This is a genomic window from Mycobacterium noviomagense (assembly GCF_010731635.1).
Classification (GTDB): Bacteria; Actinomycetota; Actinomycetes; order Mycobacteriales; family Mycobacteriaceae; genus Mycobacterium; species Mycobacterium noviomagense.
On the sequence record NZ_AP022583.1, the window covers coordinates 516,588 to 536,470 of the forward strand.

The 19,883-nt window shown below is 66.1% G+C and carries 22 protein-coding genes; 13 read left to right on the forward strand and 9 right to left on the reverse strand.

The annotated features are described in order from the left end of the window. Positions 1-85 precede the first annotated feature (85 nt). The 3 genes from G6N15_RS02160 (at position 86) to G6N15_RS23035 (ending at position 1,521) form a co-directional block, all read left to right on the forward strand. Complete coding sequence (locus G6N15_RS02160; protein ID WP_169922490.1) at positions 86-589, forward strand: SixA phosphatase family protein; 504 nt, start codon at positions 86-88, stop codon at positions 587-589. A gap of 120 nt (positions 590-709) precedes the next feature. Next, positions 710-1,345 (forward strand): nucleotidyltransferase domain-containing protein, encoded by a 636-nt coding sequence (locus G6N15_RS02165; RefSeq protein WP_083085012.1) that lies wholly within the window; start codon positions 710-712, stop codon positions 1,343-1,345. Beyond that, complete coding sequence (locus G6N15_RS23035) at positions 1,342-1,521, forward strand: hypothetical protein (RefSeq protein ID WP_232070327.1); 180 nt, start codon at positions 1,342-1,344, stop codon at positions 1,519-1,521. The genes G6N15_RS02165 and G6N15_RS23035 overlap by 4 nt, the downstream gene beginning before the upstream one ends. A gap of 203 nt (positions 1,522-1,724) precedes the next feature. Here the strand turns inward: G6N15_RS23035 and G6N15_RS02175 are convergent, their stop codons facing one another. After that, positions 1,725-2,270 (reverse strand): DUF3558 domain-containing protein, encoded by a 546-nt coding sequence (locus tag G6N15_RS02175; RefSeq protein WP_139797688.1) that lies wholly within the window; start codon positions 2,268-2,270, stop codon positions 1,725-1,727. A gap of 8 nt (positions 2,271-2,278) precedes the next feature. Further along, on the reverse strand, positions 2,279-2,773 hold the full coding sequence (locus tag G6N15_RS02180; RefSeq protein ID WP_275998040.1) for a DUF3558 domain-containing protein: 495 nt from the start codon (positions 2,771-2,773) through the stop codon (positions 2,279-2,281). Positions 2,774-2,998: 225 nt separating this feature from the next. Here G6N15_RS02180 and G6N15_RS02185 point away from each other — a divergent pair, with 225 nt between their 5' ends. Both G6N15_RS02185 and G6N15_RS02190 read left to right on the forward strand, forming a co-directional pair. Beyond that, positions 2,999-4,744, forward strand: coding sequence for an ABC transporter ATP-binding protein (locus G6N15_RS02185; RefSeq protein WP_083084978.1), 1,746 nt, complete (start codon positions 2,999-3,001; stop codon positions 4,742-4,744). Next, a complete protein-coding gene (locus G6N15_RS02190) occupies positions 4,741-6,651 on the forward strand; it encodes an ABC transporter ATP-binding protein (protein ID WP_083084977.1) in 1,911 nt (636 codons plus the stop codon). The genes G6N15_RS02185 and G6N15_RS02190 overlap by 4 nt, the downstream gene beginning before the upstream one ends. Here the strand turns inward: G6N15_RS02190 and G6N15_RS02195 are convergent. From G6N15_RS02195 to G6N15_RS23045, 4 genes are all read right to left on the reverse strand, one after another. Further along, positions 6,648-7,208 (reverse strand): hypothetical protein, encoded by a 561-nt coding sequence (locus tag G6N15_RS02195; protein WP_083084976.1) that lies wholly within the window; start codon positions 7,206-7,208, stop codon positions 6,648-6,650. The two genes, G6N15_RS02190 and G6N15_RS02195, sit on opposite strands and share 4 nt — an antisense overlap. Positions 7,209-7,501: 293 nt before the next feature. Continuing rightward, complete coding sequence (locus G6N15_RS02200) at positions 7,502-8,641, reverse strand: adenylate/guanylate cyclase domain-containing protein (RefSeq protein ID WP_083084975.1); 1,140 nt, start codon at positions 8,639-8,641, stop codon at positions 7,502-7,504. 92 nt (positions 8,642-8,733) lie between these two features. Further along, a complete protein-coding gene (locus tag G6N15_RS23040) occupies positions 8,734-9,108 on the reverse strand; it encodes a transposase (protein WP_332107678.1) in 375 nt (124 codons plus the stop codon). Continuing rightward, complete coding sequence (locus G6N15_RS23045) at positions 9,105-9,821, reverse strand: RNA-guided endonuclease InsQ/TnpB family protein (RefSeq protein WP_232070329.1); 717 nt, start codon at positions 9,819-9,821, stop codon at positions 9,105-9,107. Before G6N15_RS23045 ends, G6N15_RS23040 begins: the two co-directional genes overlap by 4 nt. A 59-nt stretch (positions 9,822-9,880) precedes the next feature. Between G6N15_RS23045 and G6N15_RS02210 the strand changes: the two genes are divergently transcribed. Then, positions 9,881-10,375 carry a DNA-deoxyinosine glycosylase gene (locus tag G6N15_RS02210; protein ID WP_083084974.1) on the forward strand — a complete coding sequence of 165 codons (495 nt, stop codon included), beginning with the start codon at positions 9,881-9,883 and terminating at the stop codon, positions 10,373-10,375. Here the strand turns inward: G6N15_RS02210 and G6N15_RS02215 are convergent. Continuing rightward, complete coding sequence (locus G6N15_RS02215) at positions 10,370-11,761, reverse strand: amidase (protein ID WP_083084973.1); 1,392 nt, start codon at positions 11,759-11,761, stop codon at positions 10,370-10,372. The two genes, G6N15_RS02210 and G6N15_RS02215, sit on opposite strands and share 6 nt — an antisense overlap. A gap of 38 nt (positions 11,762-11,799) precedes the next feature. Between G6N15_RS02215 and G6N15_RS02220 the strand changes: the two genes are divergently transcribed. Genes G6N15_RS02220 through G6N15_RS02230 form a run of 3 tightly spaced genes read left to right on the forward strand, consistent with a single transcriptional unit; the run spans position 11,800 to position 13,876 of the window. Then, on the forward strand, positions 11,800-12,978 hold the full coding sequence (locus G6N15_RS02220) for a MalY/PatB family protein (protein ID WP_083084971.1): 1,179 nt from the start codon (positions 11,800-11,802) through the stop codon (positions 12,976-12,978). A 4-nt stretch (positions 12,979-12,982) separates the two neighbouring features. Then, positions 12,983-13,411 carry an HIT family protein gene (locus G6N15_RS02225; protein ID WP_083085195.1) on the forward strand — a complete coding sequence of 143 codons (429 nt, stop codon included), beginning with the start codon at positions 12,983-12,985 and terminating at the stop codon, positions 13,409-13,411. A 9-nt stretch (positions 13,412-13,420) separates the two neighbouring features. Next, the gene (locus G6N15_RS02230) at positions 13,421-13,876 is read left to right on the forward strand and encodes a nitroreductase family deazaflavin-dependent oxidoreductase (protein WP_083084968.1); all 456 of its coding nucleotides are present in this window, start codon (positions 13,421-13,423) and stop codon (positions 13,874-13,876) included. On the opposite strand, the gene G6N15_RS02235 is transcribed toward G6N15_RS02230, so the two are convergent. Further along, complete coding sequence (locus G6N15_RS02235) at positions 13,873-14,910, reverse strand: LLM class flavin-dependent oxidoreductase (protein ID WP_083085192.1); 1,038 nt, start codon at positions 14,908-14,910, stop codon at positions 13,873-13,875. The two genes, G6N15_RS02230 and G6N15_RS02235, sit on opposite strands and share 4 nt — an antisense overlap. Before the next feature lie 20 nt (positions 14,911-14,930). Then, entirely contained in the window at positions 14,931-15,770 is an 840-nt protein-coding gene (locus G6N15_RS02240) for a uracil-DNA glycosylase (RefSeq protein ID WP_211282061.1), read from the reverse strand. 82 nt (positions 15,771-15,852) lie between these two features. Here G6N15_RS02240 and G6N15_RS02245 point away from each other — a divergent pair, with 82 nt between their 5' ends. Genes G6N15_RS02245 through G6N15_RS02260 form a run of 4 tightly spaced genes read left to right on the forward strand, consistent with a single transcriptional unit; the run spans position 15,853 to position 19,811 of the window. After that, on the forward strand, positions 15,853-17,094 hold the full coding sequence (locus G6N15_RS02245; protein ID WP_083084964.1) for an MFS transporter: 1,242 nt from the start codon (positions 15,853-15,855) through the stop codon (positions 17,092-17,094). Between the two features lie 9 nt (positions 17,095-17,103). Beyond that, positions 17,104-18,471, forward strand: coding sequence for an FAD-binding oxidoreductase (locus tag G6N15_RS02250; protein ID WP_083084961.1), 1,368 nt, complete (start codon positions 17,104-17,106; stop codon positions 18,469-18,471). 49 nt (positions 18,472-18,520) lie between these two features. Then, complete coding sequence (locus G6N15_RS02255; protein ID WP_083084958.1) at positions 18,521-19,330, forward strand: lysophospholipid acyltransferase family protein; 810 nt, start codon at positions 18,521-18,523, stop codon at positions 19,328-19,330. 4 nt (positions 19,331-19,334) lie between these two features. Next, positions 19,335-19,811, forward strand: coding sequence for an SRPBCC family protein (locus G6N15_RS02260; RefSeq protein WP_083084956.1), 477 nt, complete (start codon positions 19,335-19,337; stop codon positions 19,809-19,811). Positions 19,812-19,883: the final 72 nt, after the last annotated feature.

Sequence of the window (19,883 nt, forward strand, 5' to 3'; positions counted from 1 at the left end):
GGGCATCGCGAGTCTAGGACCGGGCACCGACAAGTTCGGGGACCTTGCTCGGCACGTCCCGGGGTCGGGCCTTACCGTTGGTCAGGTGAGCAGCCGGCATACGTTGGTGCTACTGCGGCATGCGAAATCGGCGTACCCCGACGGGGTCGCTGACCACGACCGGCCGCTTGCACCACGAGGACTTCGCGAGGCTCCGTTGGCCGGTGAGTGGCTGCGCGCCAACGTGTCTGCCATCGACTTGGTGCTGTGTTCCACCGCGACGCGCGCCCGCCAGACATTGGAGCGCACCGGTGTGCAGGCGCCGGTGCGCTACGTCGAGCGCTTATATGGCGCCACTCCGGCAATGGTGATCGACGAAATCAATGGGGTCGACGACGACGTCGCCACCCTGCTCGTCGTCGGGCATGAACCGACGATGTCTGAGGTGGCGACCGGCCTAGCCGGTGCCGATGGCACGAACAGCGCTGCGGTGCAAGGCATTTCGACGAAGTTCCCGACGTCGGCGCTCGCGGTGTTGCATGTCGCCGGCCGCTGGAAGGATCTCACGCCGGGCGGTGCCGCGCTGGTCGACTTCCACGTGCCGCGTTAATCCCGAGTATCGCCTTCACATCACCAGCCAGCGGCGCGCTCGCGTACCAACTATAGTTGGCGCTTACTAACTAAAGTTGACGTGAACCAACTATAGTTGGTGCTGCCTCAGAGGTGTCGAATGGAGCTGAACCGGCCGTTTGCGACGGTGACACCAACGTTGGACGGCGACGTCCTCGCGGTTCTGGCGACGCACGACGCTACGTTTACGACCGGGCAGATCCATCGCATCCTGAACGGCTTCTCAGAAGAGGGTATCCGCAAGGTTCTCGCACGACTGGTTCTGCAAGGCGTGGTGCTCGCCGAGCGGGTGGGTAACGCATTCGCTTATCGGCTCAACACCGAACACCTGGCCGCAGAGCCGATCCAGGCGCTGGCAAGTCTGCCAAAAACCTTCCTGGCGCGACTCGAACTGCGACTCAGCGAATGGGAGCACCCGCCGAAATATGCGGCAGTATTCGGATCTGTTGTGCGCGGCACGATGACCGCGCACAGCGACGTGGACCTGTTCTTGGTCCAGGATGACGCTACGCCCCAACCCCTGTGGACGCGGCAAGTGCATGAGCTCGCCGCGGCGGTAAGTAGGTGGACTGGAAACGATGCGCGCGTCGTCGAGTACACAATCGCTGAACTGCGCGCTGCTCGGACCGAGCCCATGGTGCGCGAAGTTCTCGATCAGGGCCTGACCGTAGCGGGATCGAGGGCCTGGCTACTCAAGCAGGCCCGACCGATCGGGAAGGGGCGCAAGAATCGGTGACCGGGCGAACAAAGACGTGTTCGGAGGTTATCCGGCTGGGGCGGCTGAAGAAGGCCATACAGTTCCTTGATGCCGCGCTCTACATCGAAGACGAGACGCCAGACGCGTCGGGAACCCTCTTGTTCTCGCGGGCATCGCTGCGGCGGACGTTATATGTTGCTCGCCTCGGAAAGTAAGCAGTAGGCGAGAACCACAATGAGGCAATTTCACTGCTTGCGCAGTCGGAGCACAGCATGGAGAAGCACCTGCGCGCTCTGCTGAATGTGAAGTCGAAGGTCGCATACACCCACCAATCAGCAACTGCCGGCGAGCGCAAGAAAGCCAAACGAGCGGCGGAGGCGCTTGTTGAGACCGCTCGTCGTACGTCTATTCCACAACGCTAGGAGTTCGTCGAGAGCGTCAGCTCCATGAGCTTGATCGCCTGCGCGCACGCGTCGATGCCGGGGGCCTGCGGGTTGACCCACCAGCCGACCACCCCGGCGGCGTCGCTGGCCACCCCGCAGGAGCCGTTGGGGTCGTTCGGCCGCATCACGATCGACTGCACGCCGGCAATGGAGCGGTTCTCGATCTGGTACTTGAGCCCCTCGGCGACCTTGCGTTCGTTGGCAAGGCTGCCCTGTTCGAACCAGAACCGGGTGATGTCGATGAGACCGGCCGGGTTGGCCGCCTGCCATCGGCAGATGGCGCCGACGAATGTGCTCTGGATATCGAGCGGGTCAGCGCCCACCGTCTTGGCCAGGATGTCGGTGGTCAGCACTTCGCATTCCTTGAGCAGGTTCGGGTACTGCTGCTCGGAGTTGTTGTTGCGCTGGCCGCCGCCTTCGCCCGCCCGGACCGGTTTGCCGGCCACCGACCGCGAACACCCGGTCACCATGGCCATCGCCGCGATGACGGCCATCGCCGCCGCGAGCACCCGTTGACGCATTGGGCGACTCATTTCGAGTTCGCAATCGATTGACGCGCCAGTTCCTTCGCTATGTCGCATGGATCCGGGAACGGTTTCTGGTTGAAGCTCACCGACCATTCGATGAAGTCGTCTTGGAACTGGATGCCGACCTCGCACAGCGAGTCACCCAACGTCGGCTCGGAACCGATGGCGATGAAGCCGCCGTGGCCGTTGATGTTGATGTCCTCGACGCTGGTCCGCGACAGCTCCTCGGTCTTGCGCTCCCGCCCGATCGGGCTGCCGCGATACCAGGAGAAAGAGAAGTGCGGGCCCAGGATGCCGCCGCCTGCCAGCCACTGGCAGCCGACCGAGTTCTGGGCGGTGTTGACCAGTCCCGGAATCTTGGTGAGCTCCGACACGGTCTGGTCGCTGATACCGCCGCATTGCGGAAAGAACGGCCCGTGATGCCCCTCCGCGGACGACGGTGACGACGACTCGGTGGGCTGGGGTTGCCTGGCGCCGGAATGCGAGCACGCGGCCATCGCCGGGATCAAGGTCGCCGCCACCAGGGCGAGCGCCACCACGTTGCGCTGCACTGCTACGCGTACCTTCTGCTGGTCACACGATGCACTGTAGCGGCAGCACCTTAGGGCAACCACGGCACACGCGCTGAACAGGTCTTTAGCATCTCCGACCGGCGTCTTTCAGCAGCGGGGTCATCCGGCGTGGTCAGGACTCGACAACGCGCGGTGTGCGACAGTTACCAGATGCTCCTGGCATTGCTGCGCCAGTACGTCCGGCCGTACCGCTGGCTGGTCGCAGCGGTGATGGCACTGCAAACCGTCAGCACTCTGGCTTCGCTGTACCTGCCTACGGTCAACGCCACCGTCATCGATGACGGGGTGGCCAAGGGCGACACTGCCATCATCGTGCGGCTTGGCGGAGTGATGCTGGCAGTCACAGCTCTGCAGATGCTGTGCTCTGTCGGCGCCGTCTACTTCGGCTCACGCACCGGGATGGGATTCGGCCGCGACCTGCGCTCGGCCATGTTCCATCACGTCACCGAATTCTCCGAGCACGAGACCGCCCGGTTCGGCACGCCGACGTTGCTGACACGGACGACCAACGATGTGCGGCAGATCCAGCTGGTGGTGCAGATGACCTGCACCGTGCTCGTTACCGCACCGATCATGTGCATCGGCGGCGTCGTCATGGCCATCCATCAAGACGCCGGGCTTTCGTGGCTGTTGCTGGTCAGTGTGCCTCTGTTGGGCTTGGCCAATTACTGGATCATCTCGCGGATGCTGCCGATCTTTCGCAGGATGCAAAAACTAGTCGACGGCATCAACCGGGTGATGCGCGACCAACTTTCCGGCGTCCGGGTGGTGAGAGCCTTCGCCCGCGAACAATTGGAGCGGGACCGGTTCGCCCACGCCAATTTGACGCTGTCGAATACCGCGCTGGAGGCGGGCAAGTGGCAGGCGCTGATGTTGCCGGTGACCACGCTGACCATCAACTGCTCGAGCGTCGCGCTGATCTGGTTCGGCGGCCTGCGGATCGATCATGGCCAGATGCAGGTGGGCTCGCTCATCGCGTTCCTGTCTTACTTCATGCAGATCCTGATGGCGGTGTTGATGGCCACGATGCTGCTGATGATGCTGCCGCGGGCCTCGGTCTGCGCAGAGCGGATCACCGAGGTGCTCTCTACGCGCGTCGCGGTCGATAACCCTGCGGTGCCGGTGTTCCCGGATGCCGGGGTGACGGGCGTAGTGCGGTTGGACGGCGCCACCTTCAGCTACCCGGGGGCGGATCGGCCGGTGTTGCAGGGCGTTTCGCTGACTGCGCTGCCGGGCACCACCACCGCCGTTGTCGGCAGCACCGGTTCCGGCAAGTCCACGCTGATATCGCTGATCTGCCGGCTCTACGACGTGACCGATGGGGCTGTGCTGGTCGACGGCGTCGACGTGCGCGACTACGACATCGAGCGACTGTGGTCGGCCGTCGGGCTGGTCCCACAGCGCGGCTACCTGTTCTCGGGAACCGTCGCCGACAACTTGCGCTACGGCAAGGCGGATGCCAGCGAAGACGAGATGTGGGAAGCGCTGCGGGTAGCCGACGCCGACGGGTTTGTGCGCGCGCACGACGACGGGCTGCAGATGCGCGTCGCTCAAGGCGGCATCAACTTCTCGGGTGGACAGCGCCAGCGCCTGGCGATCGCGCGCGCGGTGATCCGCCGCCCGGCCATCTACCTGTTCGACGATGCGTTTTCCGCGCTGGACGTGCACACGGACGCACGGGTCCGTGCGGCGCTGCGCGACGTATCGGTAGATTCGACGGTTATCGTTGTCGCGCAGCGTATTTCGACGATCGTCCAGGCGGACCAGGTGATTGTTGTCGACGACGGGCGCGTGGTGGGTGCCGGCGCGCATGACGCATTGGTGGCCGACTGCCCCACCTACGCCGAGTTCGTCGACTCGCAGTCTCTGGGCGCCGGAGTGGGTGGCACGCCATGACTATGGCAATGAACAGGCCGATCCGCGAAGTGGTCGAGGCTCCCGCGGAGCGGTCCCGCGATTTTACCGGCGCGGTCGTCCGTCTGGCTAAACGCCTTGCGCCGCAACGCTGGATGGCCAGTGCGGTGGTCGCGCTGTCGATCGCCGGCATCGCCGTTTCGGTGACCGGGCCGCGGGTCCTGGGACACGCCACCGATCTGTTATTCAACGGCGTGATCAGCCGGCAACTACCGGCCGGGATGACCAAGGAGCAAGCCGTCGCCGCGGCTCGCGCCCGCGGCAATGACACCTTCGCCGAGTTGCTGTCCAGGATGAACCTGGTGCCCGGGCGCGGCGTGGACTTCGCCGCGGTGGGGCGCACACTCGCGTTGGCGCTGACCATCTATCTGGTTGCGGCGGCACTGATTTGGGTGCAGGCGAGGCTGCTCAACGTCACGGTGCGGCGCACCATGCTCGCATTGCGCTCCGATGTCGAGGACAAGGTCCACCGATTGCCGCTCTCGTACTTCGACAGTCGGCAGCGTGGCGAGCTGCTGAGCCGGGTCACCAATGACATTGACAACATCCAAACGTCGATCTCGATGACCATCACCCAGCTGTTCAGCGCGGTGCTGACGGTGGTGGCCGTGCTGGCGATGATGATGTCGATCTCGTTGCTGCTGGCCGCAATCACGCTGCTGACGGTGCCGCTTTCCGTGGTGGTCACCCGCGTGATCACGCGACGTTCGCAGCGGATGTTCGCCGCCCAGTGGTGGCAGACCGGACGGCTCAACGCCCACATCGAAGAGACCTACAGCGGATTCACGGTGGTGAAGACCTTCGGCCATCGGGCTAGGGCGCAAGAGCAGTTCCGCGAGTTCAACGACGACGTGTACCGGTCCAGTTTCGGTGCGCAGTTCGTATCGGGTCTGCTGTCACCGGCGGCGATGTTCATCGCCAACCTCAGCTACGTGGCGGTGGCGGTGGTCGGCGGTCTGCAGGTGGCAACAGGGCAGATCACCCTCGGCAGCGTCCAGGCCTTCATCCAATACGTGCGCCAGTTCAACCAGCCGCTGACCCAGCTGGCGGCCATGTACAACACGCTGCAATCCGGAGTGGCCAGCGCCGAGCGGGTTTTCGAATTCCTGGACGAGGCCGAAGAACCCGCAGACGGTGCCGTTGCGCTGCCGCCCAACAACGGCGAGGAGCCAAGTGGCCGAGTCGAATTCGAGCATGTGAATTTCGCCTACCGCCCTGGCACGCCGGTTATCCGGGATGTGTCCTTCGTTGCGGAGCCGGGGAGCACCGTCGCGCTCGTGGGACCCACTGGCGCCGGCAAAACCACGCTGGTGAACCTGTTGATGCGGTTCTACGACGTCGATTCGGGGCGGATCCTGATCGACGGCGTCGATATCGCGTCGATGAGCCGACAGTCCCTGCGTTCCAGAATCGGCATGGTGCTGCAGGACACTTGGTTGTTCGATGGCACGATCGCCGAGAACATCGCCTATGGGCGACCCGGCGCGAGCGACGACGAGATCGTCGAAGCGTCCAGGGCGGCATACGTCGACCGGTTCGTGCGCACGCTGGCGGACGGCTACCAGACGCGGGTCACCAACGACGGCGGCAACATCAGCGCCGGCGAGAAGCAACTGATCACCATCGCGCGGGCTTTTTTAGCCCGCCCACAGCTATTGATCCTCGATGAGGCAACCAGTTCGGTCGACAGCCGCACCGAGTTGCTCGTTCAGCATGCGATGCATGGACTTCGTCGCGGCCGAACGAGCTTCGTTATCGCCCACCGTCTTTCGACGATCCGCGACGCCGACCACATCCTGGTGATGGATTCCGGCGAGATCATCGAACAAGGCAGCCACGCCGAATTGCTGGCACGGCACGGGATCTACTGGGAGATGGCGCGGGCCTAGAGTTCCGGGCCCTGCGCTCTCAGATCATCGACCTTTGCCATCGCTTCGCGCAGTTTGGCCAGCCACTCCTCGGTGTGCTCGCCGACCAGTTTGACCGCCCAGGCCAACGCGTCGGAGCGGGATCGGGCCACGCCGGCATCGACAAGCGTGTCGAGCACCTGACGTTCGGGCTGCTTCAGCCGCGTCATGACCGGAACCGCGATATGTGTGAACAGGATTCGCTCGCCACCGACCTCGACGCCCCAGGAGACCTTGCGACCGTACCGAGCCTGTGCCTCGTCGGCGATGTTCATGCGCTCCGGCCGGGTTTCCTCGCGGAACCGCGAGACCCGCCCGGACGTGCGCGCTTCGCTTTCTTCTTGCCCCTCGGGTTCAGCCAGCTTGCCGATCACGGTGATCTCTTCGCGGTCGACGATGACCACCGGGTCGCCGTCGAACCAGTCGTCCGGGAGACGCCCAGCGAACCATTCGGCGGCGTCGCTGGCGTCCGGTTGCTCCGCCTGCTGCCAGCCGCCGGGGCGTCCATAGCGCCGCCCATGCATATGGTGTCGTTTCATGATTACATGATTACATCATTACACTGCTAATGGAACCGTGTTCTCCGGAAGCGAACACGACGCGATTTCAGCGCTTGCGCAGAACCGCGACTGGGCCCGCCCGGAAAGGCGCGAGCGGGCCGATGACGGTGAAAACCATTGATACATCGGAGTCGACGGCGTAGCTTTAGGAGCGAAGCAGACCCGGAAGTGACTGATCCGAAGAGCCGGTGTAAGGGGTGTCAGAGCCGGCCGCGCAGGATGTATGAGACGCAACCCCAGTGTCCTCCGGGTCTGCCCTTTTATCTGCGAACCTAGCCCCAAGCCTCGTTGTCGCCGCTCTCGCCGCGGCGGGCGCGAAACAGCTTCACCTCGCCCTTGACGCCTTTGAGATGACGGTCGCCGGCGAACGACCAGCTGAACCCCGGGCCGTCCCCTACCGCCTCGCGTACCGACTCGGCCGCGAGCACCGTGCCGGGCCGCGCGACGCCGGTCACCCGGCTGGCCACATTCACCGGGCTGCCGAACCAGTCGCCGGCCCGGCTTACCGCGGACCCCGCGGCCACGCCCGCCCGCAGCCGCGGAAATTCGTTCTCGGTGTCGGTGACTTCGACGAGCTTGAGCACCGCATCGAGCAGCGGCACGGGATCTGGGCTCACGAACATCACCGCGTCGCCGATCGTCTTGATGAACCGCACCGGTGGGGCGGCCACGTCCCGGGCAAGGCCGGCCAGGCGATCGGCCAACTGCACCAGCTCCTCGGGCGGCACCGCCTCGCCAAGGCGGGTGAAGCCGACGAGATCGGCGAACGCCACGGCGACGTGGCGTGCGCCGGGTAACGGTGCGCCCGCGGCTCGTTCGCTGGCGCTGACGGCTTCGGTCTCCATCTGGTGGCGCAGGTGCATGAACAGCATGTCGGTGATCCACGGACCCAGCAGCGGGGCGATCCGGCTCACCAACGCGTAGGAGCGCTTCGCGGTCTCCAGCTCGCTTAGGCCCGGTTCGAGGATGGCTGCCAGCGCGGTGTAGCGCATCACCTCGGCGGCATGCGAGAGACCTTCGGCGAGAACGCGCACCACCTGGACCAAGTGCTCGGGGTCGAGGCCGACCTCGAGGAAGCGTTGTGCGTGCGCAGCGGCGATGCCGTCGGCGCGCATGTGGACGGCGGCGTCGGGGTCGTCGACCCTCGCCAGCCCGATGGCGCGCTGGACCCGTTGCAGCAAATCCAGGTCCACGCCGGCTGACTCGCTGATCTCGCGCGCAGACACATAGGTGCCGTCATCGCCGATCAGTCGCCGCGACGCCAGCAGCATCGGCATGAACGATCCTCGAATTTCCTCGACCGTGATGCCTTGGTCGAGCAACCACTCGATCAACTCCGCGCGCTCGGCACGCACATTGCCTTCCAGGCCATCGAGCAGATCGTCGATGTCCGGGCCGACCCCGTCGTCCACGCCGACAACCTATAACGCCCGCGGCGCATGATGTGAGCTGTTGACGTCCTCCTCTGGCTGAAACCAGAGGATTCCAACCCTGATCCCGCTACCTATACGGCAGGAGAGCACAGTTGAGGTTCACGGTTCCTAGACCGGCGAGCGCCGAGGTCTCCCCGTGCAGTCACCGCCCGTCCGGCGGCGATGTTGCGTGCAGCGTTCACGTCGGCATTGCATGGCCCGGCGGTGCAGGATTCGCACTGGAAAACCGCTTGGCTCTTACGGTTTCCGGCAGCGACGTGCCCGCAAACGGCGCATCGTTGCGACGTGTACGCGGCCGGAACCTGCTCGACCCGACCAGAGGCTTTATGCTGCAAACGCGCAGCGAACATGCCCCAACCGCTGCGGCTGATACCTCGGTTCAGTCCCCGTTTTTCGGCAACACCTACACTGGGCTGCTCCAGCGTTCCCCGCGCAGAGCGAGTCATCGCACGCACATCAAGGACCTCAATGCGGATCGTTTCGAACCGGTGTGCGAGCCACCCTTGGCGCGGGCAAGGCGCCGCTGCAGCGCCTTCAAGCGCTTGGCCTCACCGTGGCTCAGCCGAGGAGCATGCAGCAATTGCCCGGTCGACAGCGCGGCCGCCACCGCAACGCCGCGGTCGATACCCACCACGGAGCCATCGGCCGGCCCGGCAATGGTTTGCGGTGCGTGGGCGAACGCGATGTGCCAGCGACCGGCCCGATCACGGGTGATGCGGTAGAACTTCGCACCCTCGGGGACCGGCCGCGACAGGCGAAACCGGATCCGGCCGACCTTGGGTACCCACACCCGAGCGAACCGCCGGTTCAGACGCTCGACGTGATGGGCTTTGACCGCGACCTGCCGAAAGCCCTCATGCACACCGGCTTTGCGCCAGGTCGGTCGACGGTGGGTGCCGTTGAAAAAGTTACGCATCGCTTGCGCGAAATCCCGCAACGCCTGCTGCTGCACAGTCTGCGAGCCCGCTGCCAGCCAGCTGTATTCGGCACGGGCGGCCGTCAAACGGGCGCACTGCTCGTTATAGCCGGGCGCTTGGCGCCCCGGCTGCCAGTGCCGCTGCTGCTCTACAGCCAAATTCCATACAAACCGGGCGTGGCGACAGTGCTCCGCCAACAACACCGCCTGCTTAGCAGTCGGAACCAATCGATAACGCGACACCCCTGCAACCTAACCGTTACCACCGACAAACCGCCGAACGGAAACGCCGTAATCAGCTGATGGCCACGCCGCTGCTCGAGGGATTACCGCCGATTGCCGCTCATGGCGCCCGGCTGCTGATCTTGGGCTCGTTTCCCAGCGCCCAATCGCTTACGATGCGCCAGTACTACGCCAATCCGCGAAATGCGTTCTGGCGAATCACCGCCGAGCTGTTCGGGTTCGATCCCAATGCGCCCTACGAAAGCCGGTTGGCGGCGTTGCAGTCACACGGGGTGGCGCTCTGGGATGTACTGCGCAGATGCCGCCGCGCCGGTAGTTCGGACGCCAAGATCGAGCCGAAAAGCATGGTGGTCAACGACTTTGCGGACCTGTTCGCGAACTATCCAACGATTACGCAGGTGTACTTCAACGGCGAGAAGGCTGCCACCGTGTTCGGCAAGCTGGTCCGGCTAGACGCGCCGGTCAGCTATCAGCGACTGCCGTCGACCAGCCCGGCCAACGCCATCCCGCTCGAGGCGAAACTAGCGGCTTGGCAAGTGATTTCACTGTCATGACACCGGCGGGCGCCGGTGCGCCCAAGGCCTGGCGCTTTCGATCTGGGCGCTGAGCGCAAGCAACGTCGCCTCGTCGTACGGCCGGCCCACCAGCTGAATGCCGAACGGCAGCCCGTCAGGGTCCAACCCCCATGGCACCGCAGCCGCGGGCTGACCGGTCAGGTTCCATATCTCGAAAAACGGAACCTGGCGCGCGACCAGCAGCAAACTCGACACCGCGCCGCGGCGTTGTAAGGCCCCGACGCGGGGCGGTCCGGTGGCGTTCGCCGGTGTGACGAGCACGTCGACGTCGTCGAAAATCGACTGGATCCTTGAGCTCAGGGCCTCCTCGCCGGCGCGCACCGCTGCGATCCGCCGGTCAGAGATAAGGCGACCGATGCGTGCCATGTTGCGGGTGCGCGCCTCCAGCCGCTCCGGATGAGGCAGGGCGCGGGCATCGTCATAGATGCCGCGGAAGTAGCGCGGTAGGTAGCTGCCGTAGATCGCCGTCGGCGGGTAGTCGGGGTCGCGCGCTACGACGTGGTGGCCGAGTTCGCGAAGCAGATCCCCCGCCTGGTGGACAGCCGCCTTGTGCTCCTTGCTGCATTTGACGATCAGCGGTGGTGGAGCCTTGGTGCTCAACGCGATTCGCAGTCGGCCGGGTGATCGCGCTGCCGCGGCGACGAACCCACCGTCGGGGCCGGGCTGTGTCGTCGTCGCATCGAGAAACACCGCCGCATCGGTCACCGAACGCGCGATCGGGCCGTTGACGCTCAGTCCGCACCACGCGTCCTCATGTGGCGAGAGCGAGATCCGGCCGCGCTGGGTTTTAACCCCGAACAGACCGCACCACGTCGACGGGATACGGATCGAGCCGCCGCCGTCGGAGCCCAGCGCCAGCGAGGCGAGCCCAGCGGCCACCGCCGCGCCGCTGCCGCCGCTGCTGCCGCCGGGCGTGCGTGAGAGGTCCCACGGATTGCGGGTCGCGCCAAAGGTCACCGATTCGGTGAAGGGCAGCATCATCAACTCGGGCACCGAGGTCTTGCCAAGGATCACCGCGCCGGCGGCCCGCAGTGCGCGAACGACTTCGGCGTCCTGGGTTGCCGCCGGGCCGTGGGCGCTGGTGCCGTAAGTTGTTGTCTGTCCGGCGATCTCGACGTCGTCTTTGATCGCGATCGGTACCCCGAGCAGCGGCAGTCGTTCACCGGCGACCAAGCGGCGCTGCGCGTCGGCGGCTTCCTGACGTGCGGTGTGGGCCAACACGACGCGGTAGGACCGTAGCTGCGGGTCCAGCCGGGCGATGCGGTCCAGGTAAATCTCCAGCAGCTCAGGAGCGGTGACGGTGCCGGCGGCCAACATCCGCGCCTGTTCAGCCGCGCCGGCGAAGGCCAGGTCGCGAGGGTCCACCGCGGCACTGTATCGCGCTGGAGAGGCAGACTACGGACATGACCGACACGGTGTTCGATGCAATGAGCGAAGAGCAACTCCGCCGACGCAAGACCATCAAATGGACCTACTTCGAGCCCGACGTGCTGCCGCTGTGGATCGCCGAGATGGATTTCGCGACCGCGCCGGCCGTGGTCGACGCCGCGCACGCGTGCGTCGACAACCAAGAATTCGGCTACCCGCCGGTCGAAGATGACCTAGCGACGGCGACCGCCGAGTGGTGCCGGCGCCGCTACGGCTGGCACGTCGAGCCCGACTGGGTCCGGGTCGTTCCCGACGTGCTCAAGGGCATGGAGGTCGTGATCAACTTCCTCACCCGCCCCGAGAGCCCGGTCGTCTTGCCCGTCCCGGCGTACATGCCGTTCTTCGACGTGCTGCGGGTCACCGGTCGGCAACGCGTGGAAATCCCGATGCTGCAAGATGTTTCGGGGCGGTACGTCATGGATCTGGACGCGCTCGACGCCGCCTTCGCCGGCGGAGCCGGATCGCTGATTCTGTGCAACCCGAACAATCCGCTCGGGACGGCGTTCACCCCCGATGAGATGCGTGCCATCGTCGACGTCGCGGAAAGGCACGGCGGGCGGGTCATCGCCGATGAGATCCATGCGCCCCTGGTCTACCCCCGCCCCCACGTCGCGGCCGCCTCCGTTTCCGACACGGCCGCGCAAACGGTGATCACGCTGATGTCGGCGTCCAAAGGCTGGAACCTGCCCGGCTTGATGTGCGCCCAAGTGATCTTGTCCAACCGTCGCGACATCGACGAGTGGGACCGGATCAACATGCTGCACAAGATGGGCGCGTCCACCGTCGGTATCCGCGCGAACATCGCCGCCTACCAGCACGGTGCCGCGTGGCTGGACGAGCTGCTCCCCTACCTGAAGACCAATCGGGACCACCTCGCGCACCGTCTGCCCGAGGCCATTCCGGGGGTGAAGATCAACACGCCGGAAGCCACCTACATGTCCTGGGTGGACTTCCGGGCGCTGAACCTGCCAGCCGAACCGGCGGATTACCTGCTGTCCAAGGCCAAGGTCGCGCTGAGCCCGGGCATCCCGTTCGGTGCGACGGTAAGCGCGGGGTTCGCGCGGCTGAACTTCGGCACCACTCGTGCGATCCTCGACCGCGCGATCGAGGCGATGGCCGCCGCGGTGCCCCCTGATGGCAACCCAGTACGGTAGCCGCATGTCCTGCGTGTTCTGTGCGGTCGTCGCCGGGGAGGCTCCGGGGATCAAGATCTACGAAGACGACGACTACCTCGCGATCCTTGACGTCCGTCCGTTCACCCGCGGCCACACGCTGGTGGTGCCCAAGCGGCACACCACCGACGTGACCGACACCCCGCCGGAAACCCTGGCCGGACTGGTGACAATCGGCCAGCGCATAGCGCGTGCCGCGCGGGCGACCGAACTGGCCGACGCCACCCATCTCGCGGTCAACGACGGTTCGGCCGCATTCCAGACGGTGCCCCACATTCATTTGCACGTGGTACCAAGGCGCGACGGAGACAAGCTGTCGTTCGCCAAAGGGATGGTGCTGCGCCGCGACCCCGACCGGGAAGCCACCGCACAGATCCTGCGCGAGGCGCTGGCGCGGATCGACGCGGGCCAGTAAGACTGGGCCATGACTCTTTCGCCGATCGAGCAGGCCGGGGCGCAGCTGCTGCGGATCCACAACTTCATCTACCAGAAGAGCAACGGCTGGATCGGCCACCGGATACCGGGTGCGGCGCCGATGCTCCTGCTGCACACAACCGGCGCCAAGACCGGGCAGCCACGCACCACCGCGTTGACCTATGCGCGCGACGGCGATTCTTACCTGATCGTCGCGTCCAACGCCGGCGCCCGACGTTACCCGGCCTGGTACCACAACCTGCGCAAACATCCCGACTGCGAAATCAACGTTGGGCCAAAGCGATTCGCCGTCAGCGCGAAGCAAACCAATCCCGACGACCCCGACTATCTGCGGCTGTGGCAGATCGTCAACAAGAACAACGCCAACCGCTACACGGCCTATCAGCGCAAGACGTCGCGGCCAATCTCGGTGTTCGTGTTGACGCCGCGCGAAAAAGCCACCTAGAACAGCTCTTTGGCAAGCAATTCCAGGGTCTTTTCCCGGGCCGGCGCGGTTGCCGGGTCGGTGCCGCGGTGAGCCGAGGCGACCGGGTTGACCATCACCTCGTCGACACCGAACCGCTCGGCGAGCGCCCTCAGCTGCTCGGCGGCCTCAGCGGGTGTGCCCACCACGGCACGCTTGAGCCCGCTGGCGACGATGCGCTGCTGCTCGGGTGTGAGCTGGTCGGTTTGGGCGTCTTCGACTAGTTGCAGCGGCCCGAGCGGCTGCCCCGTGCGCATGCGGGCCAACATGTGCAGATTGGGTAGCATCAAAGCCGTTGCCTCATCGCGGGTTTCGGCCACCGCAGCGTTCACCGTCAGAAATGTCGTCGGTTCCGCCGCTAATACGCTGGGCTTGAATTTCGAGCGGTAGACCGCGAGCGCTTCCTCGGTTCCCTTGCCGGAGAAGTGGTGAGCGAACACGTATGGCAGGCCCTTGGCTGCGGCCAGGTGCGCCGAATACATCGACGACCCGAGCAGCCACAGCCGCGGTTCGCTGACCGCGGCCGGTGTGGCCTTGAGGATGTAGTCGTGGTTGCGGATCGGAACCCGCACGCCGCGGGCGCTCATCAGCGCCGCCACGTCGTCGAGGTAATCGGGGAAGTTCTCGATGTCGCGATCGTCGCGGCCGGCTGGGCCGCGCAGCGCCAGCGACGTCACGGGATCCGAGCCCGGGGCTCGGCCGATGCCCAAGTCGATGCGGCCCGGCGCGGCGGCTTCCAGCAGCGCGAACTGTTCGGCCACCGCGAGCGGGGCGTGGTTGGGCAGCATCACCCCGCCGGAGCCGAGCCGCAGCTGCCTGGTCTGCGCGGCCAGATAGGCGATCAACACCGGTGGGCTGGTCGCGGCGATCGACGGCATGTTGTGGTGTTCGGCGACCCAGTAGCGGGTGTAGCCCAACCGGTCCGCGGTCTGCGCCAGCCGCACCGTAGCGGCCAGTGCATCCGATGTCGACTGGTCGGCGCGAACCGGGACAAGATCAAGAACGGACAGTCGCACGACGGTGTCAACGCTGCCGCTCATTCGGATAGTCCTGCGATCGTCGCCGCGCGGCCGAAGACGTCGTCGAGCATCGCCGGCGTCAGCTTGCCGGTGAACGTGTTCTGCTGGCTGGGGTGGTAGCAGCCCAGCAGCACCACCTCGCGCTCATCCGCGCGCAGCGTGGCCGCAGCGCCGTGGCCGAATTGCGGTGACGGCCGGCTGACTTGTCCGCCAGCGGTGCGCACCATCCGCAGCGCCGCCCGCCATCCAAAACCGCCCAGCGCCACGATCACCCGCACGTCGGCTCCGGCCAGCCGCCATTCGGCATCCAGCCATGGCGCGCAGTTGGCCCGCTCGACAGGCGTCGGCGCGTTGTCCGGCGGCACGCACCGCACCGCAGCCACCACCCGGGTGGCATTGAGCTGCAGGCCGTCAGCGGCGTCGACGCTGATCGGCGAGTTGGCCAGCCCGGCCCGGTGCAGCGCGGCGAACAACACGTCGCCGGAGCGATCGCCGGTGAATACCCGCCCGGTGCGGTTGCCGCCGTGCGCCGCCGGCGCCAACCCGACCACCAACACCCTCGGGCGTTCGGCACCCCAGCCCGGAATCGGCCTGCCCCAATAGGGTTCGGCGGCAAAAGACCGCCGCTTGGTGATCGCAACCTGCTCGCGCCACTCCACCAGCCGCGGGCACGCGCGGCACACCGACACCACTGCGTCCAGCTCCGGCACTGATTGGACGGCCTCGGCGAGCGCGACCACCTGCACCGGCGTCGACGCCACCGCGGTCTGGGAAGTCGCGGGATCGCCGGGCCACCCGGTTCCGGGCGGCACCGGGGACTCGAACAGCGCGGCGGTGCGGGGATGGGCGAGCGTCACCGGTCTACTGTGCACGCCTGGGCTCGCTCGGCAAAAATCGTTCGCTGCCAGCAGGGGTGCGCTGCTAGATTTCCCCAGTCTCATGCCCACCCCGTCGCGCCGACCGGCTTATCTCATCTTGTTCGCGGCCCTGGCCGCCGCGGCGGGCAACGGCATCTCACTGGTCACGTTTCCCTGGCTGGTGCTGCAGCGCAACGGCAGCGCCGTCGACGCGTCGATCGTGGCCGGCGCCGCGTCGTTGCCGCTGCTGTTTTCCACGCTGATCGCCGGCACGACAGTGGATTACCTTGGGCGCCGCCGCGTTTCGATTATCTCCGATGTGCTGTCGGGCAGCACGGTGGCCGCGGTGCCGGTGCTGGCGATCACCGTGGGTCAGCGGAACATCACGGTCGGGGTCCTCGCGGTGTTGGCCGCGCTGGGCGCGTTGTTCGATCCGGCAGGGATCACCGCGCGGGAGTCGATGCTGCCCGAAGCCGCCGCGCGGGCCGGGTGGACGCTGGACCGCACCAACGGTCTCTACGAGGCGATTTTCAACGTCGCCTACATCGTCGGCCCGGGGCTCGGTGGCGCGCTGATCGCGACCGTCGGCGGTGTGAACACGATGTGGGTGACGGCCGGGGCTTTCGGCGTCTCCATTGCGGCGATCAGCGTGCTGCGGCTGGCCGGGACCGAACCGCCCGCTGAGCGGCCGGAGCGCCCGTGGTCGGGGATGGCCGACGGGGTGCGCTTCGTGTGGGACGTCAAAGTGTTGCGCACGCTGGCGCTGATCGATCTGGCGATGACCGGGTTGTATTTGCCGATGGAAAGCGTGTTGTTTCCAAAGTACTTCACCGATCGCAAGGAGCCCGCGCACCTTGGTTGGGTGTTGATGGCGCTGAGCATCGGCGGGTTGGCCGGTGCGTTGGCCTATCCCTTGGTGGTCCGGCGGCTGAGTCGGCGGGCCACGCTGTTGGCGGCGACGTTGACGCTTGGGTTGTGCACCGCGTTGATCTCGTTCTTGCCCGCGCTGGCGGTGATCTTGGTGCTGTGCGGGCTGATCGGTCTGGTCTACGGGCCGATCGCGCCGATCTACAACTACGTGATGCAGACCCGATCGCCGCCGCAGTTGCGGGGCCGCGTGGTCGGTGTCATGACTTCGCTGGCATATGCGGCAGGGCCGCTGGGTTTCATGCTGGCCGGTCCACTGACCGATGCCGCAGGGTTGCGGACGACGTTTTTGGTGCTGGCCATTCCGATGACCGTGATCGGGCTGGTGTCGCCGGGGTTGCCGTCGCTGCAAGACCTGGATCGCGCGCCGGAGCTGGCCGTCGACCCGAAACCGTAGGATCGGTCCGTGGGCGCTGATGTGTTGGCCAGCCTGATCGCCGAGCTGCCGGAGGGCACGGTTGTCACCGACCCGGCGATCACCGAGGGCTACCGGCAAGACCGCGCGTTCGACCCGTCGGCGGGAAAGCCGATGGCGGTGGTGCGGCCCCGTCGCACCGCAGAGGTGCAGACCGTCATGCGCTGGGCCACTGAGCACCGGGTGCCGGTGGTGCCGCGCGGCGCGGGCACCGGTCTTTCGGGTGGGGCCACCGCCGTGGACGACGGGATCGTGCTGTCGACGGAGAAGATGCGTGACATCGTCGTCGACCCGGTCACCCGCACCGCGGTGTGCCAGCCGGGGCTGCTCAACGCCGAGGTGAAGAAGACCGTCGCCGAATACGGGCTGTGGTACCCGCCGGACCCGTCGTCGTACGAGATCTGCAGCATCGGCGGCAACATCGCCACCAACGCTGGCGGTCTGTGCTGCGTTAAATACGGCGTCACTACTGACTATGTGCTCGGCGTGCAGGTGGTGTTGGCCGACGGCACCGCGGTGCGGCTCGGCGGCCCCCGGCTGAAGGACGTGGCCGGGCTGTCGCTGACCAAGCTGTTTGTCGGCAGCGAGGGCACGCTCGGCATCATCACCGAGGTGACGCTGCGTCTTGTGCCGCCTCAGCAACCGGCGTGCACCGTGGTTGCCAATTTCGCGTCGGTGGAGGCGGCCGCCGAGGCGGTGCTGGCGGTGAGCGCGCGGCTTCGTCCCGCGATGTTGGAATTCATGGATTCGGTCGCGATCAACGCGGTGGAGGACAAGCTGCGGATGGGCCTGGACCGCGGCGCCGCCGCGATGCTGCTGGCCTGCTCCGACGAACGGGGCCACGGGGGCCGTGAGGACGCGGACTTCATGGCCGGGGTGTTCAGCGAACGCGGTGCGACCGAAGTCTTTTCGACAGACGACCCCGAGGAGGGCGAGGCGTTTGTCGCGGCGCGCCGCTTCGCGATCCCCGCCGTGGAGGCGAAGGGACCGCTGCTGCTCGAAGACGTCGGCGTGCCACTGCCCGCGCTGGCCGACCTGGTGAGCGGTATCGCCGGGATCGCCGCCGAGCGTCAGCTGATGATCTCGGTGATCGCGCACGCCGGCGACGGCAACACCCATCCGCTGATCGTCCACGACCCGACCGATGCGGCGATGACCAAGCGAGCGCAGCTGGCTTACGGCGAGATCATGGACTTGGCGTTGCGCCTGGGCGGCACGATCACCGGCGAGCACGGCGTCGGGCGGTTGAAGCGGCCGTGGCTTGCCGACCAGCTGGGGCCGGACGCGATGGCGTTGAACCGCCGGATCAAAGAAGCGTTGGATCCGCTGGGCATCCTGAACCCGGGTTCGGGAATCTGAACACGTGCAAACGGTCTTTTGACTGCGCTGCACGAATTAACGTGGTGATGTGACTGACTCAGCGCTGCCAGTGGAGTTGCGCGACCGCGACCCGCGGTTCATTCGTACGATGCTGCCGACTTTGTGGCTTATGGCGAGCGTCTGGTTTCGCGCTGAGGTCGACGGCTTCGACAATGTTCCCGACGAGCCGGTGCTGTTCGTCGGCAATCACAGCGGCGGCGGCGCGACGCCCGACACCGCTATCTTCCTGCTTGCCTACAACACATACTTCACCGTAGAGGGCCGACCGCTGTACGCCCTGGCGCATGACATCCTCACCAGGACCCCGGGGTTTGGTCCGCTGATACGCAAGCTCGGAGTCGTGCCCGCCGACCATTCCTGCGCCGAAAAGGTTTTCAACAGCGGCGGTTCGGCGCTGGTCTACCCTGGCGGCGACGTCGAGGCGCTGCGGCCTTGGCGTGACCGCAACAGAATTGTGTTCTCGGGCCGAAAGGGCTTCCTGCAGCTCGCGCACCGATGCAACGTCAAAATCGTGCCGGTTGTGGCCACCGGCGGTCACGACACCTTCTTCGTTCTCAACGACGGCCAGCGCACCGCCAAGGCGCTGCGATTGGACAAAGTGACCCGCGTCAAAACTCTGCCCGTGACGTTCAGCATCCCGTGGGGGCTGTCACCTGTTCCACTGCCGTTTGTTCCGCTGCCGGCAAAGATCCGGGTGCAGGTCCTCGAGCCGATCGACCTCCGCGCTCGCTTCGGCCATGAGCCCGACTGGGATCAGGCGTACGACTACTTCACCAGCGTCATGCAAGTCGGACTCTCACGGTTGGCCAGTAAAACCGTTGTGCCGATGATCAGGTAAGGCGATGGCGCAAACTGTCACGGTCGCCAAGCGCATCCGCCGGCCGTTCGAAGAGGTGAGCGCCTTCGTGGCCGATCCGCACCGGTTCATCCCGGCACTGGCCACAGTGGGCCGCTGTCAATACATCGGCGACAGCGACCAGGGGCAGCTGTGGGACGTATTTCTGGTGAGCGGAACACTGCACCTTGGCGGCCGGGTGCTCGTGACGCACACCGAAGACGGCCGGCTGAGCTGGCGATCGCGGCGCGGAACCCGTCACAGGTTCGAGGGCCGCGTCGAGCGCGACGGCGACGCATGCCGCATCACCTTGGCCTTGACCTATTCGCTGACCGGCATGGTGATCGCCCGGTTCAACGAACTTATCGGGCGCGGCATCGTGGCCCGCAACCTGGAAGCCGCTGCCGAGGAGCTGCGCCACCGACTCGAATTCGAGAACGGCAACGTTCCGATCGACAAGTGCGGAGGTCCTCGCTCTTCATAGCCGTGGGACACCCGAAGACTTCCCAGCAGCCTTGCCCTTAGAACGTGCCCGCGCGGTCAGGTTGACCGGCTG

Excerpts from the sequence above, each read along its gene's own strand:
- G6N15_RS02225 (WP_083085195.1), top strand. The coding sequence starts at position 12,983 with ATGTCCTGCGTGTTCTGTGCGGTCGTCGCCGGGGAGGCTCCGGGGATC.
- G6N15_RS02175 (WP_139797688.1), bottom strand. The coding sequence starts at position 2,270 with ATGCGTCAACGGGTGCTCGCGGCGGCGATGGCCGTCATCGCGGCGATG.
- G6N15_RS02230 (WP_083084968.1), top strand. The coding sequence starts at position 13,421 with ATGACTCTTTCGCCGATCGAGCAGGCCGGGGCGCAGCTGCTGCGGATC.
- G6N15_RS02245 (WP_083084964.1), top strand. The coding sequence starts at position 15,853 with ATGCCCACCCCGTCGCGCCGACCGGCTTATCTCATCTTGTTCGCGGCC.
- G6N15_RS02180 (WP_275998040.1), bottom strand. The coding sequence starts at position 2,773 with ATGGCCGCGTGCTCGCATTCCGGCGCCAGGCAACCCCAGCCCACCGAG.
- G6N15_RS02210 (WP_083084974.1), top strand. The coding sequence starts at position 9,881 with ATGGCCACGCCGCTGCTCGAGGGATTACCGCCGATTGCCGCTCATGGC.
- G6N15_RS02185 (WP_083084978.1), top strand. The coding sequence starts at position 2,999 with ATGCTCCTGGCATTGCTGCGCCAGTACGTCCGGCCGTACCGCTGGCTG.
- G6N15_RS02220 (WP_083084971.1), top strand. The coding sequence starts at position 11,800 with ATGACCGACACGGTGTTCGATGCAATGAGCGAAGAGCAACTCCGCCGA.
- G6N15_RS23040 (WP_332107678.1), bottom strand. The coding sequence starts at position 9,108 with ATGACTCGCTCTGCGCGGGGAACGCTGGAGCAGCCCAGTGTAGGTGTT.
- G6N15_RS02165 (WP_083085012.1), top strand. The coding sequence starts at position 710 with ATGGAGCTGAACCGGCCGTTTGCGACGGTGACACCAACGTTGGACGGC.
- G6N15_RS02195 (WP_083084976.1), bottom strand. The coding sequence starts at position 7,208 with ATGAAACGACACCATATGCATGGGCGGCGCTATGGACGCCCCGGCGGC.
- G6N15_RS02190 (WP_083084977.1), top strand. The coding sequence starts at position 4,741 with ATGACTATGGCAATGAACAGGCCGATCCGCGAAGTGGTCGAGGCTCCC.
- G6N15_RS02260 (WP_083084956.1), top strand. The coding sequence starts at position 19,335 with ATGGCGCAAACTGTCACGGTCGCCAAGCGCATCCGCCGGCCGTTCGAA.